Origin of the sequence: Alloalcanivorax sp. C16-1 (assembly GCF_046507805.1) — a bacterium.
Lineage (GTDB): Bacteria > Pseudomonadota > Gammaproteobacteria > Pseudomonadales > Alcanivoracaceae > Alloalcanivorax.
The window spans coordinates 1,066,966-1,083,716 of record NZ_JBKFTK010000001.1; the positions used below are offsets into that span (position 1 = coordinate 1,066,966).

15 protein-coding genes are annotated in these 16,751 nt (G+C 65.0%); 12 read left to right on the top strand and 3 right to left on the bottom strand.

Annotated elements, in window-relative coordinates:
- The first annotated feature begins 219 nt into the window (after window positions 1-219).
- From rpmH to mnmE, 4 genes are all read left to right on the top strand, one after another.
- Entirely contained in the window at window positions 220-354 is a 135-nt protein-coding gene (rpmH, locus tag ACLD0W_RS05100; protein ID WP_204426710.1) for a 50S ribosomal protein L34, read from the top strand.
- Window positions 355-396: 42 nt separating this feature from the next.
- Window positions 397-786 carry a ribonuclease P protein component gene (rnpA, locus tag ACLD0W_RS05105; protein ID WP_410306406.1) on the top strand — a complete coding sequence of 130 codons (390 nt, stop codon included), beginning with the start codon at window positions 397-399 and terminating at the stop codon, window positions 784-786.
- 42 nt (window positions 787-828) lie between these two features.
- On the top strand, window positions 829-2,568 hold the full coding sequence (yidC, locus tag ACLD0W_RS05110) for a membrane protein insertase YidC (protein WP_410306407.1): 1,740 nt from the start codon (window positions 829-831) through the stop codon (window positions 2,566-2,568).
- 103 nt (window positions 2,569-2,671) lie between these two features.
- Window positions 2,672-4,048 (top strand): tRNA uridine-5-carboxymethylaminomethyl(34) synthesis GTPase MnmE, encoded by a 1,377-nt coding sequence (mnmE, locus tag ACLD0W_RS05115; protein WP_410306408.1) that lies wholly within the window; start codon window positions 2,672-2,674, stop codon window positions 4,046-4,048.
- Window positions 4,049-4,066: 18 nt separating this feature from the next.
- On the opposite strand, the gene ACLD0W_RS05120 is transcribed toward mnmE, so the two are convergent.
- Window positions 4,067-5,326, bottom strand: coding sequence for a DUF2254 domain-containing protein (locus ACLD0W_RS05120; RefSeq protein WP_410306409.1), 1,260 nt, complete (start codon window positions 5,324-5,326; stop codon window positions 4,067-4,069).
- A gap of 113 nt (window positions 5,327-5,439) precedes the next feature.
- Between ACLD0W_RS05120 and ACLD0W_RS05125 the strand changes: the two genes are divergently transcribed.
- A complete protein-coding gene (locus ACLD0W_RS05125) occupies window positions 5,440-5,916 on the top strand; it encodes a MaoC family dehydratase (RefSeq protein ID WP_410306410.1) in 477 nt (158 codons plus the stop codon).
- A gap of 11 nt (window positions 5,917-5,927) precedes the next feature.
- On the opposite strand, the gene ACLD0W_RS05130 is transcribed toward ACLD0W_RS05125, so the two are convergent.
- Complete coding sequence (locus ACLD0W_RS05130; RefSeq protein WP_410306411.1) at window positions 5,928-7,220, bottom strand: nitrate- and nitrite sensing domain-containing protein; 1,293 nt, start codon at window positions 7,218-7,220, stop codon at window positions 5,928-5,930.
- A gap of 404 nt (window positions 7,221-7,624) precedes the next feature.
- Here ACLD0W_RS05130 and ACLD0W_RS05135 point away from each other — a divergent pair, with 404 nt between their 5' ends.
- The 7 genes from ACLD0W_RS05135 to gdhA all read left to right on the top strand — a co-directional run bounded on the left by ACLD0W_RS05135 (window position 7,625) and on the right by gdhA (window position 16,422).
- Window positions 7,625-8,455, top strand: coding sequence for a formate/nitrite transporter family protein (locus ACLD0W_RS05135; protein WP_410306412.1), 831 nt, complete (start codon window positions 7,625-7,627; stop codon window positions 8,453-8,455).
- A 202-nt stretch (window positions 8,456-8,657) separates the two neighbouring features.
- Complete coding sequence (locus tag ACLD0W_RS05140) at window positions 8,658-9,689, top strand: GGDEF domain-containing protein (RefSeq protein ID WP_410306413.1); 1,032 nt, start codon at window positions 8,658-8,660, stop codon at window positions 9,687-9,689.
- A gap of 116 nt (window positions 9,690-9,805) precedes the next feature.
- Window positions 9,806-11,182: a class II fumarate hydratase gene (locus ACLD0W_RS05145; RefSeq protein WP_410306414.1), complete on the top strand. Its 1,377-nt coding sequence runs from the start codon at window positions 9,806-9,808 to the stop codon at window positions 11,180-11,182.
- A gap of 219 nt (window positions 11,183-11,401) precedes the next feature.
- A complete protein-coding gene (locus ACLD0W_RS05150; RefSeq protein ID WP_410306415.1) occupies window positions 11,402-13,036 on the top strand; it encodes a fatty acid--CoA ligase in 1,635 nt (544 codons plus the stop codon).
- Between the two features lie 191 nt (window positions 13,037-13,227).
- A complete protein-coding gene (locus ACLD0W_RS05155; RefSeq protein WP_410306416.1) occupies window positions 13,228-14,331 on the top strand; it encodes an efflux RND transporter periplasmic adaptor subunit in 1,104 nt (367 codons plus the stop codon).
- Window positions 14,331-15,005 (top strand): M48 family metallopeptidase, encoded by a 675-nt coding sequence (locus tag ACLD0W_RS05160; RefSeq protein WP_410306417.1) that lies wholly within the window; start codon window positions 14,331-14,333, stop codon window positions 15,003-15,005. Before ACLD0W_RS05155 ends, ACLD0W_RS05160 begins: the two co-directional genes overlap by 1 nt.
- 85 nt (window positions 15,006-15,090) lie before the next feature.
- Complete coding sequence (gene gdhA, locus ACLD0W_RS05165; protein WP_410306418.1) at window positions 15,091-16,422, top strand: NADP-specific glutamate dehydrogenase; 1,332 nt, start codon at window positions 15,091-15,093, stop codon at window positions 16,420-16,422.
- Window positions 16,423-16,535: 113 nt separating this feature from the next.
- Here the strand turns inward: gdhA and ACLD0W_RS05170 are convergent, their stop codons facing one another.
- Entirely contained in the window at window positions 16,536-16,739 is a 204-nt protein-coding gene (locus tag ACLD0W_RS05170) for a cold-shock protein (protein WP_204426697.1), read from the bottom strand.
- Window positions 16,740-16,751: the final 12 nt, after the last annotated feature.

Consider the following 16,751-nt stretch of genomic DNA (forward strand, 5'->3'; position numbering starts at 1 on the left):
TCGTGGACGTTTTCAGGCTTTTCCACAGAAAAGGCTTTCCCCTATTACTACCACTGCTTCTAAAAAGAAATTTAAATTCTTAAATCTATTGATAACCGGCCACCCAGGCCGTGCCGGCCCGATTCGACCCGGTTCGCGGATCGGTTGACAGCCACCCCGGCCAGGGCTATTATCCGCGCCCTCTTACAGACACCTGAATCCACTTTTGGGGATGACGCCATGAAACGGACATTCCAACCGAGCAATCTGAAGCGCAAGCGCAACCACGGTTTCCGTGCCCGCATGGCCACCAAAAACGGTCGCAAGGTGCTGGCCGCCCGTCGCGCCAAGGGTCGCAAGCGGCTGACCGTCTGAGTCGGCCGCCGGCGCTGACCGTTCTGTCACTGCTTTTTCTCGATGGTGCATCGGTCAGCGCTTCCAGATTCCTCCCCGCTTTCCTTTACCCGTGATCATCGCCTGCTCGGCGGAGATCAGTTCCGGGCCGTCTTCGACGCGCCGGATTTCCGGGTCTCCGACCGCTATATTCTGATTCTCGCCCGTCGCAATGACTTGCCGCAGGCCCGTCTTGGTCTGGTGGTGGGCCGCCGTCGCGCCCGTCGGGCGGTGGACCGCGGCGCCATCAAGCGGCGTGCCCGCGAACAATTCCGATTGCGCCAACATGACCTGGCCGGCCTGGATCTTATCGTCCTGCTGCGGGCGCCCTGTCCGCCGGATGGCGGCCGTTCCGCCACGCCATTGCTGGCCTCGCTGCTGGACAAGCTGCTTGCCAAGCGCCAGCAAGACTGAGAAACTGCCGTCCGCTTTTTCTCGCCAGAATTAAATCTGACTATGGATATCCCTCGCGCGTTAGTGATCACCGGCATTGCCGTTGTCTCCTACCTGCTCATCCAGGCCTGGCAACAGGACTACATGGCACCGACGACGCCGGTGACCCAGCAGCAGGCCCCGGCGAACGCCGGACCCTCCGGCGACGAGGATTCCGCCCATCCTCTGCCCGAGCCCGACGTCGCCAATGACAGCGGCGTCCCCGACACCGGTGGTGAACAACCGCAGGCCCCGGCCACCGCGGACACGCCGGCTAATCCCGGGCAGCGCATCCAGGTCAACACCGACGTGCTGAATCTGGAAATCAATCCGGTGGGGGGCGATATCGTGCGGGTGGCCCTGCCGAAGTACCCTCGCCATGCCGACACCCCGGATCAGCCCTTCGTGCTGCTGGAGAACGACCAGGCGCGGACCTACGTGGCGCAAAGCGGCCTGGTGGGTCGCAACGGCACCGACACCAAGGACGGCCGCCCCACCTGGCAGGCATCCCAATCCAGCTATCAGCTCAGTGACGGCGACAAGGAATTGAACGTTGACCTGACGCTGAGTCAGGCCGACGGCGTGCAGATCATCAAGCGCTACACCTTCGAGCGCGGCAGCTACCTGGTACGGGTCAGCCACATCGTCCGCAACAACAGCGGTGAGACCTGGCAGGGTGCCCTGTACGGTCAGATCAAGCGCGACGGCAGCGACGACCCGGGCAAGAGCAGCCAGGGCATCATCCCCATGCCCACCTACCTGGGCGCCGCCTATTGGAGCGCCGACAAGCCCTACAACAAGCTGCCCTTCGACGATATTCAGGAAGAGCCGCTGAAGCTGACCCAGGATGGCGGTTGGATCGCCATGCTGCAGCATTACTTTGTGTCCGCCTGGGTACCCGATGCCCAGGGGCGCTATACCTATTCCACCCTGTACCGCCAGAACCGCAATGAGTACCTGCTGCGGTTCGTCGGCGCCAACCAGGAAGTGGCCCCCGGCGAAGAGAAGGTGTTCTACGCCGAGTTCTACACCGGCCCGAAAATCCAGGACAACCTGGGCGCCATCAGCCCCGGCCTGAACATGACCGTGGATTACGGCTGGCTGTGGTTCATCGCCCAACCGATCTTCCACGTGCTGGTGTTCCTGCAGAGCGGCGAGCTGGACCTGTTCGGCCTGGATATGGATCTGGGCATGGGCGTCGGCAACTGGGGCGTGGCCATCATCCTGCTGACGTTCATCATCAAGATGCTGTTCTTCAAGCTCAGCGCCACCAGCTACCGCTCCATGGCCAAGATGCGCAAGGTGGCCCCGGAGATGCAGCGCATCAAGGAAGAGTACAAGAGCGATCGCCAGAAGCAGCAACAGGAAACCATGAAGCTGTTCCAGCGCGAGAAGATCAATCCGCTGGGGGGCTGTCTGCCGATGATCGTGCAGATGCCGGTGTTCATCTCCCTGTACTACGTGCTGCTGGAATCCGTGGAGCTGCGCCAGGCGCCGTTCTTCCTGTGGATCAACGACCTGTCGGTAATGGACCCCTATTTCGTGCTGCCGATCCTGATGGGCGCGTCCATGTTCCTGCAGACCCGCCTCAACCCGACCCCGGCGGACCCCACCCAGGCCCAGGTAATGAAGTGGATGCCGCTGGTGTTCTCGGTGTTCATGCTGTGGTTCCCGGCGGGTCTGGTGCTGTACTGGCTGACCAACAACCTGCTGTCCATCGGCCAGCAGTACGTGATCACCCGCAAGATCGAAAGCGAAAGCTGACCGATACCGTAGGAGCGGCTTTAGCCGCGATCAGCCAAGCAGGTCATGAAGATGTACCTTGCTGATCGCGGCTAAAGCCGCTCCTACGGCGTATACTCCCAGCATGCCTTTAACCGCTCCGGATACCATCGTCGCCGTTGCCACCGCCCCCGGCCGGGGCGGGGTGGGCGTGGTGCGCCTGTCCGGCCCGGATGCCCGGCGCATTGCCGGCGCCCTCATCGGCGACCGCGAACTGACGCCGCGCACCGCCCATTTCGCCCGCTTCCGCGACGCCGACGGCCAGCTGATCGACGAAGGGCTGGTGCTCTGGTTTCCCGGCCCCGGCTCCTTCACCGGCGAGGACGTGGTGGAGCTGCAGGGCCACGGCGGCCCGGTGATCCTGGACACGCTGGTGGCCGCCTGCGTGCACCACGGTGCCCGCCCGGCGCTGGCCGGGGAGTTCTCCCAGCGCGCTTTTCTCAACGACAAGATGGACCTGACCCAGGCCGAGGCCATCGCCGACCTGATCGACGCCGGCACCCGGGAATCCGCCCGCGCCGCGCTGGGCTCCCTGCAGGGCGCCTTCTCCCGGGAAGTGAACACCCTGGTGGAGCAGCTGATCCAGTTGCGCATCTTCGTGGAGGCGGCCATCGATTTCCCGGAGGAGGAAATCGACTTTCTTTCCGAAGGGGGCGTGGCGGACGATCTCACCGACCTGATCGCCCAGGCCGACGCGGTGCTGGCCAGCGCGCGCCAGGGCCGGCTGATCCGCGAGGGCCTGACCCTGGTGATCGCCGGCAAACCCAACGCCGGCAAGTCGTCACTGATGAACGTCCTGGCCGGCCACGAGGCGGCCATCGTCACCGAGGTGGCCGGCACCACCCGGGATGTGCTGCGCGAAGCCATTCAACTGGACGGCCTGCCCCTGAACCTGATCGACACCGCCGGGCTGCGCGAGAGCCCGGACCGGGTGGAGCAGGAAGGCATCCGCCGGGCCTACGATGAAATCCGCAAGGCGGATCGGTTGCTGGTGGTGGTGGATTCCCAGGAGCCGGACGTGGACCTCACCGATCTGGCGTCCCTGCTGCCGCGCAGCCAGCAGGAACTGGACGATCTGGACCTGCCGGTGACCCGGGTGCTCAACAAAGCGGACCTGAGCGGCCTGGAGCCGGGCGCCCGGCCGGCGCCGGCGGATACCTTCGCCCTGTCCGCCGCCACTGGCGAGGGCCTGGAGGCGCTGCGCGATCACCTGAAGACCGTGGCCGGCTACCAGGGCACCGGCCAGAGCCGCTTCTCCGCCCGGCGCCGCCATATCACCGCTCTGGAGCAGGCCCTGGCCGCCCTGGCCAAAGGCCGCGACCAGCTCCACCAACACGCCGCCGGCGAACTGCTGGCCGAGGACTTGCGCGCCGCCCAGCAGGCCCTGGAAGAAATCACCGGTGCTTTCACCGCCGACGATCTGCTCGGGCGCATTTTTTCTTCCTTCTGCATCGGTAAATAGCGCCGCCGACCCGCACCGCTAAGAGTCCAGCCAATCGGTCCGTTGGCGCAGGTTGGCTTTGTCCTCCTCCGACACCAGCGCCGCCTCCGCCCGGACCAGGGCCAGCCGGCCGTGACGTCGGGCGGGCTCCGGAAAGCCCAGCGCCGCCAGGGCGGCCAGGGCCTTCTGCAGACGGATCTGTACTTCCACCAGAGAGGCTCCGTCCCGGGCAATCGGGTTGAACAGGTCGTCGAAGAACTCCTCCTCGTTGAGCCGCGGAACCCACAGGCGCGGGCGGCGCACCGCCTCGCCGCCGCGCTCGGCGGCCGCCTGTTCGCCGACCCGCCGCCACTCCGCCAGGATGCGCACCGACCGGCCGATCACGTCGATGGCGGTGCCCGGGTCGTTCACCGCCGGAGACAGGGCCCGGGAGGCGATTTCCGAAAGCACCACCAGGCCGAAGCGCGGGTCCTCGTCGAAGGTGCGCTCGTCGTCCACGGTAAAGCCGTCGCGCACCGGCGTCTCAATGTCGGCGCCGCCGCCGACCACCCAGGCCAGGGGCTGGCGCGGGTGGGCGAAATGCCCGGGCAATGCCACCAGGTAAAGATCGGCGTCATGGCGCTCCGCCCATTCCGACAGCGCGTCGCCGTCCACATGCTGCACATAGCCGATGCGATCCGGGTACACCGGCCGGGCGTCCGCCGGCGGCGGCTGGCGCGGGTCCCGGGCATGGCCGCCCAGGGTGGGATGGGCGGCGCGCTGTCGCAGGGCGGCGCGGGTGGCCTGTTCCACCCGGTCGGTGGTTTCGCCCACCCGACCCAGCCGCGAGAGGTGATCGATCCAGCGCAGAATGGTGACCACGATCAGTACGATCACCAGCAGCGTGACCAGGAACAGAATCACCCGGCCGCCTTCGCCGTAGGCGCCGGTGCTGAGCGCCACCAGCCCCACCAGGCTGAACAGAAACGAACCGATAAAGGTGGCCAGGGCGTTGTGGGTGGTGCTGTCCTGCATCAACAGCCTGGTGGCTCGCGGCGTCACGTTGCTGGTGGCGGCGCCGTAGGCAGTGACCATCACGCTCAGCGAAAAGGTGGTCACCGCCAACATGCTGGAGGCCAGCACATTGAGAATGGTGTCCACCGCGTCGGCGCCCACGGTGACCGGCAGATCGGCGGGCAGCCAGCGCTGGCCGACGATGGCCAGCAGCGACGTGCCCACGGCCAGGATCGCGAAGCCGGTGGCGCGCACCCACAGGGCCCGGGAAAACTGCATCAACCACCACTGCCATTTTGAAAACATCCGGGCTTTCTCCTTTTTTCTCGCCGGGCTCAGCATAGCGCAGTCCGGCGGCTCTCGTTATTCCATGGAGGAGGGCGTTATCATCGTGCTTTTCACCGGATCGGAGAGAGACCATGGCCGTGACGACCTTCGCGGTGCCGCAGAGCGACCGTTACTTCGAGGATTACCCGGAAGGGGCGGTCTATGAGTTCGGCCCCATCGAGGTGGAGGAAGAGGAAGTGCTGTCGTTCGCGCGGCGCTTCGACCCCCAGGCCATGCACATCGATCCGGAGGCGGCAGCGGCGGGGCCGTTCGGCGGGCTGATCGCCAGTGGCTGGCACACCTTGAGCCTGATGATGCGTTTGATGGTGGACCACTATGTGGCAAAGGGGGCCGGGCTGGCCTCGCCGGGGGTCGACGAGGTGCGCTGGCTGCGGCCGGTACGGCCCGGCGACCGGCTGACCCTGCGCGCCACCGTGCTGGAGGCGCGGCCGTCGCGGTCGAAGGCGGACCGGGGTGTGATCTTCGCGCTGATGGAAAGCGTCAATCAGAACGGCGAGGTGGTGGCCAGCTTCAAGGGCATGAACCTGATTCTCAAACGTCCGGTCTGACCGGGCGCTGTTCAGCGTTTCAGGTTGCCCGCTCTCTCGCGGGCGGCCTCCGCGGCGTTGATCAGGGTGACGGCCAGTTCCGCCAACCTCTGGTTGTTTTGCATGGCTTTCTCCCGCATGCGCGCATAGGCCTGCTCTTCGCTCAACCCCATTTGACTCATCAGCAGGCCCTTGGCTTTTTCGATCTGCTTGCGTTCGCGCAGAGCGCGGCGGGCGTCCTCCAGGGCCTCTTCCATTTGTTTGATCTGCTCCGCCTGGCCGAGCATCAGTTCGTAGACCGAACGGGCCTGTTCCGGTGAGGCGATGTCCCGGCGCTGGAAATGATCGGTGAAGGGCAGGGCCCGGGTGTCGAACAGCAGCGTCAGCGGCGTTTGATGATGGACCAGGTCGGAAAGACGGGATTGTTGAAAGCGAAGATCGTGGCGCGCCCGCGTCAATTGCTCCCGGCAGGTTTGCTGTAGTGCCGTGGTCAACGCCGTCTCGATGGCGCGCAGGCCGTCGATGCGCCGGGTGGCCACCTCGTACCAGACTTCACTGATTTCCGAATCGATCGAATCGCCCTGACAAAGCCGCTCGATCAGCGCGCGCAGCCGGTTCAGATCCGTGTTGCAGGCATCCGCTTCATGGCGCCGCCACTGCGTCTCCAGGGCGTCGCCGGCGAAGCGAAGGAAATCCTCGAAGCTGCGATTCTGCAGTTCCTGCAGCTGGTCGATGCGCTCGCCCCATTCGCGATTGAACTGCCCGGTGGCGAAGCCGATGGAACCCCAGGCCCGTTCCTGGCCGGCGTATTCCTTGCCTTGCATGAAATTGAACAGCGCCACCAGCGTCCGGGTAATGATCGGTTCACTGGCTACGTCCGCCGCATGGAAGACCACCGACAGCAGGCCGGCGATCAGCCGCCGAAAGGCAAAGGTGGCGTCCTCCGGACCCATGGCCAGATCGCTGATCTCGCGGCGCAGCGCCGGCAAACCGTCCATGCCTTGCAACACCAGGGCAATGGTATTCAGCAGCGGCATGGTGGTGTGATCCGGCGGGCGGTTCAGGTAGCGGCGGCTCAGCAAATGGCGCAGCCGCTCTTCCTGATGCTGACAACGTTCAATCTGTTGCCGGCGCTGCGGAACCAGGCGCTCGCCGTGGGACACCAGATGAATATTGGACAGCGCCCGCTCCCGCTGCAGCTCATGCACCAGTTCGCTGATCGCGGTGACCACGTCGCAGGTTTCCGTCAGCTCCTCGAGAATGCCGATCTCGCATTGCTTGGCGGCCAGTATGAAAGCGTCCGAAGTGGGCGCGCGGGAAGACATGGCGGAATCCCTCTGGTGGAGTGGCCTGAAGGGGTCCAGGCAATTTACGTTCCAGGTTCCGTAACGCGCGCGTAAAGCCGCCGGGTATCGAGGGATGGTGGCGGCCTGGACGGCACCGCCCGGAGCCTCGACAGCGGGCTTCTGCCGTGCCTTGGTGCATCGGGCGCACCGGATCGGAACATGAATCGCGATCCGCGCCGCCGACCGGCTTCTTTCAGGAACGGTTAAACGTTTGAATAAAAAAGTCTTTCCATAAATTCTTCAGGTTGGCATCGACCTTGCGTCATTCGATTCGACAATACGCGAACCCTGGATAACGGCGTCCATTTGCTTCGCTCCGCATTACGCGGGGCGGCGCGATGGGCGCCGTTTTTGTTTGTGTGATCCGAAGAGGAAAGACCATCATGGCTTATCTCGTTCCTACCGAGTTCGTCACCAAAATGGTGGACGCTGGCGAATCGAAATTGAACATGTCCACCCGTGACACCGTTATCCGTGCTTTCATGGCCGGTGCCATCCTGGCGCTGGCGGCGGTGTTCGCCGTCACCGTGGCGGTGCAGACCGGTGTGTTTCTGATTGGCGCCCTGTTGTTTCCGGTGGGCTTCTGCATGCTTTATCTGATGGGCTTCGACCTGCTTACCGGCGTGTTCATGCTGACGCCGCTGGCGCTATTGGATAAACGCCCCGGGGTAACGCCACGCGGCATTCTGCGCAATTGGGGCTGGGTTTTTCTCGGCAACTTCGCCGGCGCTTTGACGGTGGCGGTGATGATGTCGTTTGTCTTCACCATGGGATTCAGTACCGACCCCGGCGCGGTGGGCACCAAGATCGCCGGCATCGGCGAGGCGCGAACCCTGGGTTATGAGGAATACGGACTGGGCGGTTGGATGACCATTTTTATTCGCGGCATGTTGTGTAACTGGATGGTGTCCATGGGTGTGGTGGGCGCGATGATCTCCACCCATGTCAGCGGTAAGGTGCTGGCCATGTGGATGCCGATCATGCTGTTCTTTTTCATGGGCTTCGAACACTCCGTGGTGAACATGTTTCTGTTTCCGTCCGCGATGATCATGGGCGGTAACTTTTCGATCATGGATTACTTTCTCTGGAATGAGATTCCCACCGTCCTGGGCAATCTGATCGGTGGCCTGGCCTTCACCGGGCTGACCCTTTACACCACCCATTACAAGACCGCGCCCAAGCGCGTGGCCACGCCATTGCGCAAGGCCGCCTAGGCAGCCTGTTCCGAGACACCCTCCATTTGGGCCCCGATGAACCGTCGGGGCCGTCTTTTTGGTTCCCCTCCAACGTACGCGGGCAGGCTTTTTTTCGTTGCCACGTATCGGTAAATCGTCTGAAATCGGGTATGGTGCCTGCTGGCAATTTGCTAGCAGCTCTCCGGAAGAAGTCGACAAAAAACGATCCGGTGTATATCGCATGGGGACTGATTTTCAGGTCGGCGACCACAGCGGTCAGTCGCAGCGCCGGGCTTTGCTCAAGGCGCTGCTGATTCTCACCGCGCTGTGCGGCGCTCTGTTCTACGTTATCAACATCCGACGCGGGGTGATGGTGCTGGCTTATCTGGAGCTGGGTGCCGCCATCGCGTCGCTGTTGCTGTATGTGGTGGTGCGCCGCACGCCCCGTCTGCGCTTCTGGACCCTGATTTACCTGATCCCCTTTCTCACCATCATGATGGCCGCGCTCTATCTGCCCGGGGCCTCCCCCACGGTGTTCCTGTGGATCTACATCGTGCCGGTGTTGTGTCATCTTCTGTTGGGTCCGCGCCTGGGCCTTTCGGTGTCGGTGTTCTTTATTCTCGTGGCGCTGGGATTGTTTCTTTATAAGTATCCCGATTACCTCTACCGCAGCGGCTTCGCCGAAATCGCCAATATCGTTCTGTCCCTGTCGGTGACCCTGGCGTTCGCCTATATCTATGAACGTGGCAGCCACCGCTCCCGTTCCGATCTGGTGGTGATGGCCTCCACCGATCCGCTCACCCGGCTGGCCAACCTGTACCGGTTCCGCGAGGCCTTCGTGCATGAACGCAGCCGCTCACAACGGCTCGACACGCCGTTGAGCCTGCTGGTGCTGGATCTGGATTTGTTCAAGGCGGTCAACGACAACCACGGCCACCGCATCGGTGACCTGGTGCTGATTCACGTGGCGCAGCGTCTTCGCGAACGCCTGCGCGCCACCGATCTGCCCTGCCGGGTGGGCGGCGAGGAATTCACCGTGCTGCTGCCGGATACCAACCGCGACGAGGCGATACTGGTGGCGGAAAGCCTGCGTGAACTGATCGCCAGCCAACCCTATCAAGGCGGCCGCCTGAGCGTGCCGCTGTCGTGCAGCATTGGCGTGGCGGAATGGGGGACGGACGGCGACAGCCTGGATGAGCTGGTGGAGGCCGCCGATCAGCGTCTTTATATCGCCAAGCAGCAGGGCCGCAATCAGGTGATCGCGGAAGGCTGACGCGCGCCTTTTTCGTTATTTTGCATCGTCCGCCGCCTTGCCATCGCCGTCTGCCTGGACGGCCTCCCGGTGCTTGCCGATACTGATGGACCCGATCGCGGCGCAGGAGAACGGTGATGAGCGACACACGAGTGGAAAAGGATTCCCTGGGTGAAATCGAAGTGCCCGTGGAAGCGCGCTGGGGGGCCCAGACCCAGCGTGCGGTGAACAACTTTCCGATCAGTGGCCGGGGCCTGCCGGCGCGCTTCATCCAGGCGGTGGTTCGCATCAAGCGCTGCGCGGCGCAGACCAACGCGGACCTGGAACTGCTCGATGAACAAAAGCGCGCCGCCATCGTCGGCGCCTGCAACGAGCTGCTCGACGGCCATCACCTGGATCAGTTTCCGGTGGATGTGTTCCAGACCGGCTCCGGCACCAGCACCAATATGAACGTCAACGAGGTGGTGGCCCATCTTTGTCGGGAGGCCGGCACCGAGATCCACCCCAACGACGACGTCAATCTGGGGCAAAGCAGCAACGACACCATCCCCACCGCCCTGCACCTGTCCTCGGTGATGGCGGTCACCGAGCAGCTGCTGCCCGATCTGGAACATCTGATCACCACCCTGGGGCTGCGCGCCGGCGAGGGCAAAACCCTGGTGAAGACCGGTCGCACCCACCTGATGGACGCCATGCCGGTGACCGTGGAGCAGGAGCTGCGTACCTGGGTGCTGCAACTGCAGAACGCCAGTGAGCGGTTGGCGCGTGCCCGGGACGACCTGCAGGCGCTGCCCCAGGGCGGTACCGCGGTGGGCACCGGCATCAACGCGGATCCGCGTTTCGCGGAGCGGTTCGCCGCGGCGCTCGCCGATGACACCGGACGGCCCTTTACCGCCTTGCCGCACCCGGCGCTGGCGCAGAGCGCGGTGGACGCACCCTTGCATCTGTCCGCCGCCCTGCGCGGGTTGGCGGTGGTGCTGATGAAGATCAGCAACGACCTGCGCTGGATGAACTCCGGCCCGATCCACGGCCTGGGGGAGCTGCAGTTGCCCGCCACCCAGCCCGGCTCCTCGATCATGCCCGGCAAGGTCAACCCGGTGATCTGCGAATCCGCCACCATGGTGGCGGCCCAGGTGATCGGTCTCGACCAGGCCAATACGGTGGCCGCCCAGAGCGGCAACTTCCAGCTCAACGTGATGTTGCCCCTGGTGGCCACCAATCTGCTGGATATGACCGAATGGCTGGCCAACAGCTGCCGCAACCTGGCCGATCAGGCAATCCGCGACATGACCTGGAACAAGGAGCGCCTGGCCGAGGGCGTGGGCCGCAATCCGATCCTGGTGACCGCCCTTAACCCGGTGATCGGTTATGAGAAAGCCGCCGCCATCGCCAAGGAGGCGTTCGCCAGTGGCCGGGCGGTGATCGACGTGGCCGCCGAGCACACCGACCTGGGCCGCGACGAACTGGAAAAGCTGCTCGACCCGCTCAAACTCACCGGTCCGTCCGGCGACTGAGTGCTCGACGCACCGGTCACGCCGCCGGGGTGACGCCGGCGGCGGGCTGTGCCAATCTTTTGCCCGCCCCGCAGGCCACGCTGAGCACGCAAAGGGTTCTTCAGCGGTCTGCTATAACAAAGCAATCTCCGACCGGACGGCGAGGGTCGCCGGTGCCTATCCGGCGCCGCGCGCGGCTCCGCTTCGGCTCGGAACTTTTTTTGGTGATGGAGAGCAAGCATGAGCAAAGACCTGACCATTGATCGCACCCCGGAGGCCGTGGAGTCGCCGTTGCTGATCCACGGCATCCTCGAATCCGGCGTCCGTTCCGCCCCCGATCAGGAAATCGTCTACGCCGATCAGCGCCGCTACAGCTACCGCGAGCTGGAGCAGCGGGTGCACCGGCTGGCCGGTGCCCTGGCCGGCTGTGGCGTGAAACCCGGCGATACCGTGGCGGTGATGGACTGGGACAGCCACCGCTATCTGGAAGCTTTCTTCGCCATCCCGATGATGGGCGCGGTGCTGCACACCGTGAACGTGCGTCTCAGCCCGGAGCAGATTCTCTATACCCTGAATCACGCCGAGGACGACGTGATCCTGGTGAACCGCGAGTTCCTGCCGGTGCTGGAAGAGCTCAAGGACCGCATCGAGACCGCCAAGACCTTTATCCTGCTCGACGACGAAGGCGGTAATCTGGACAGCAAGCTGGAGCTGGCCGGCGAGTACGAGGCGCTGCTGGGGAAGGCACCGGATCAGTACGACTTCCCGCTGCTGGACGAGAACACCCGCGCCACCACCTTCTACACCACCGGCACCACCGGTCTGCCCAAGGGTGTGTATTTCTCCCACCGCCAGTTGGTGTTGCACACCTTTGCCGGCCGCGCGGCGCTGTCCGGTTCCGGCCACGGCCGGTTCAACCAGGACGACGTGTACATGCCGATCACGCCCATGTTCCACGTGCACGCCTGGGGCGTGCCCTACGTGGCGACGCTGCTGGGCGTGAAGCAGGTGTACCCGGGCCGCTACGTGCCGGAAACCCTGCTCAAGCTGCTGCTCACCGAGAAAGTCACCTTCTCCCACTGCGTGCCCACCATCATCCAGATGCTGCTGCAGGCGGAAGCCGCCAAGAGCATCGACCTGAGCGGCTGGAAGGTGATCATCGGCGGCTCGGCGCTGCCCAAGCCCCTGGCCAAGGCGGCCCTGGCCCGCGGCATCGACATCTACGCCGGCTACGGCATGAGCGAAACCTGCCCGCTGATCTCCGTGGCGCTGCTGACTCCGGAACTGGAGAAGGCGGACGCGGAAACCCAGGCCGACTACCGCAGCCGCACCGGCCGGCCGGTGCCCATGGTGCAGTGGCGCATCGTCGACAGCGACATGAACGACCAGCCCCACGACGGCAAAAGCCAGGGTGAACTGGTGCTGCGTGCCCCCTGGCTGACCCAGGGCTACCTGAAGGACGAGGACAACTCCAAGGAGCTGTGGCGCGGTGGCTGGATGCACACCGGCGACATTGGCGTGATCGACGCGGACGGCTGGCTGAAGATCACCGACCGCATCAAGGACGTGATCAAGACCGGCGGCGAGTGGGTGTCGTCCCTGGACCTGGAAGGTTTGATCCTGCAGCACGACGCGGTGGCCGAGTGCGCGGTGGTCGGCGTGGCCGACGAAAAATGGGGCGAGCGTCCGGTGGCGCTGGTGGTCAAGAGTGGCGAGGTGGACGAGGACGCCATCAAGACGCTGCTCAGCGGCTACGCCGACGAGGGCGTGATCAGCCGCTACGGTGTGCCCGACCGGGTGGTGTTCGTGGACGAACTGCCGCGCACCTCGGTGGGCAAACTGGACAAGAAGAAAATGCGCGCCGAACTGGTGTGATCCCACGGGGCCGGGCAACCCGGCCCCGTTCTTTCCCCGCCATATATCCCGCTGCCCGACAAGCGTGTACCCTGCCGGGAGCCGCCCGGTGATCCCTCCGATCGGCCCCCTACAACGCTTACACTCCGTGTTCCCCCCGCGCCGGGCTGGCCCTGCGCGCAACCGGTGTGCTCCCGATCCTGGAGAAAACCATGCTGCGAGTGATCGCCAGCCTGCTGATTGTGGCCGCCGTGGGCCTGTTGGGCTTCGCCGGGTGGGCGCATTGGCAATCGGTCAGGGACAGGGCCCAGGGACCGCCCACGGCGGTGAATGTCATGGCGGCCATCGTCCGCCCGCTTACCGACCGTCTGGATGTGGTCGGCACCGCCCGGGCCAGCCGGACCATCACACTGCTCACGGCGGTGGACGGGCGGGTCAGCAAATTGCATTTTCGCGAGGGCCAGAGCGTGGACGCGGGCACCCTGCTGGTGTCTTTGGACGATCGCCAGGCGCGGGCGGATCTGGAACGGGCGCGGACCGTTTATCAGAGGGCCCTGTCCGACTACCAGAGCGCGGCCCGGCAGGCGGACAGCCAGGGCCTGTCCCAGACCGCGGTGAATCATCTGAAGGTCGACATGGAAGCGGCCAGAGCCGGTCTCGATTCGAGCCGGGTGGCGCTGGAGGATCACCGTATTCGCGCGCCGTTCGACGGCATCATGGGGCGCCTGCGCCCGGTGCACCCGGGCGTCTATCTGCGCCGCGGTGAACCCGTCGCCACCCTGGACAGCGTGCGCCACCTGGAAGTGAGCTTCCAGGTGGCGGAGCGTTACCGGGTGGTGTTGCGCCCGGGCCTGGACGTGACCTTCAGCAGCGATGCCCATCCGCACAAGCAATTCAGCGGCAAGGTGATGGTGTTCAACGGTCAGGTCGACGCCGACGGCCCCGGCCTTGCCGTCAAAGCCAGCCTGGACAACGGCGAGGCGCTGCTGCGCCCCGGCGAGTTTCTGCGGGTCTCGATGCTGTTCGGCGAGCATCCGGCCCTGCTGGTGCCGGAGCAGGCCATCGTCACCTATGGGGCGCAGAGCTTCGTATTCACCATCACCGCGGCGCAGCGCGCCGAGCGCCGCGCGGTGCAACTGGGTGGCCGCCGGGACGGCTGGGTGGAAGTGGTCGCCGGCCTGAGCGAGGCGGAGGCGGTCATCGTCAGCGGCCATGACGGGCTGGGCAGCGGTGCGCCGGTGACCATCCTGCCGGGCAGCCTGAACCGGGGCGCGCTGCTGCCGTCCTGGAGAAGGTCGCTGGAAGAGCCGGTCTGATGGACTCGCCGCTGGAGTACGAACTGGTCCGCTCACGGCGCCGTTCCCTGGAGGTGCGGGTTTTCCCGGACGGGCGTGTCCAGGTGCGCGCGCCGCTGCGCCTGGCCGGCCGCCATATCGAAGCGTTCGTTGACGAGCGCCGCGACTGGATTGCACGCCAGCGTCGCGACATGGCCCATCGTCCGCGTCAGCACTGGCGCCACGGCGAGCCCTGCCCGCACCTGGGGACGCCGCGCACGCTGGACGTGCGCGCCTTGTCCACCGGCCCGGCCCGGGGCCGGGTGGACCTGCGGGACGATCGTCTGTGCGTCGCCGTGCCCCGGCCCGACGATGAGGGCCAGGTGCGCGATGCGCTCTACGAATGGTGGCGCGCCCAGGCGCGCGCCTTCTTTCATGACAGCATCGAGCGCCAGTTTCCCTGGTTCGAGGAGCGTGGCCACCGCCGCCCCACGCTGCGGGTCAAGAAGATGCGCACCCGCTGGGGCTCCCTGTCGCCGCGCGGCTACATCAACCTCAATCTGCTGCTGATGAAGTACCCGCCGACGGCCATCGACTATGTGGTGATGCACGAGCTCTGCCACCTGGAACATATGCACCACGGGCCGGAATTCCATGCCCTGATGGACCGCCGCATGCCCGACTGGCGCCGCCGCAAGGCACTGCTCGAGGGCTGAATCCGCGTCCGCCCCGCTCGGCTTTTTACTTTTTTTGAAGCGGCCATGACTTGTCTTTGATGGCCGGGCCGGTTTCATGGGGCCCATGGATACTCAATCGATACTCGACCGCATCAAGGAAAGGGACCCCCACCACACACATTTTCAGCAGGCCGCCCGGTCGCTGCTGGAAAGCATCGAGGGGCCCCTCAGGGACCACCCGGACTTCGACGACGACGCGCTGATGGCGCGGCTGCTGGAACCGGAACGCACGCTGGTGTTCCGGGTCCCCTGGGTGGACGACGACGGCCGTACCCGGGTGAATCGCGGCTTCCGGGTGCAGATGAACGGCGCCCTGGGCCCCTATAAAGGGGGCCTGCGGTTCCACCCCTCGGTGAACCTGGATGTGCTCACCTTTCTGGCGTTGGAACAAACCCTCAAGAACGCGCTCACCGGCCTGCCACTGGGCGCCGGCAAGGGCGGTTCGGACTTCAATCCCAAGGGATGCAGCGACGCCGAGGTGATGCGCTTCTGCCAGGCGTTCATGACCGAGTTCCATCACCACATGGGCGCCGATACCGACGTGCCGGCCGGTGACATGGGCGTGGGCCCGCGGGAAATCGGCTACCTGTTTGGTATGTACCGCAAGCTTGGTCGCCGCCACGACGGCGGCTTCACCGGCAAGCAGCTCTCCTTCGGCGGCAGCGCCCTGCGGGTGCAGGCCACCGGCTACGGCCTGATCTACTTTCTGGAGGCGATGCTGCGCCAGCGCGATCAGACCCTGGACGGGCGCACGGTGGCGATCTCCGGCGCCGGTAACGTGGCCCGTCACGCCCTGGAGAAGGCGCTGGAATGCGACGCCAGGGTGGTCACCCTGTCCGACTCCCGGGGCAGCGTGTACATCGAGAAGGGCTTTACCCGGGACCACCTGGAGGCGGTGGCGGAGATCAAGAACGACGGCGGCAAGGTTGGTGACCTGGCGGACCGCTTCGACGGGGTGGAATACCGGGACGGCGAACGTCCCTGGGACATCCCCTGCGACATCGCCTTACCCTGCGCCACCCAGAATGAACTGGAAGAAGACGATGCCGACCGGCTCATCGACAACGGTTGCGGCTGGGTGGTGGAGGGCGCCAACATGCCCTGTTCCGGCGCCGCCGTGAAACGGCTGCGAGGTGCCGGTGTGGTGTTCGGCCCGGGCAAGGCGGCCAACGCCGGCGGCGTGGCGGTGAGCGGTCTGGAAATGAGCCAGAACAGCCGCCGGGAAAGCTGGAGCGCCGAGGAAGTGGATCGCCGGCTGCGCGATATCATGGCCCGGGTGCACCAACGCTGTCTGGATCACGGCGGCGATGGGGAGCGGCCGGATTATCTGGTGGGAGCGGACATGGCCGGCTACCTGCGGGTGGCGGAAGCCATGGTCGGGCAGGGCATCCTCTGACCTGAGCTGCCCGCGCCAGGGAAGGCGGGCCATAAAAAAACCCCGCCGAGGCGGGGTTTTCCGACCTTGAAAACGGCGGGCGGGGAGCCGGCCCCGGCCCGTACGTTCAGGTCTTATTCAGCGACGACGTTGGCCGCCTGCGGACCTTTCGGACCTTGCTGAATATCGAAGCTTACTTTCTGGCCTTCGGCCAGAGTACGGAAGCCAGAGCCAGTGATCGCGCTGAAGTGAACGAAGACATCCGCGCCGCCGTCATCCTGGGAAATGAAACCGAAACCCTTGGATTCGTTGAACCATTTAACGGTACCAGTAGCCATGTGAATCTATAC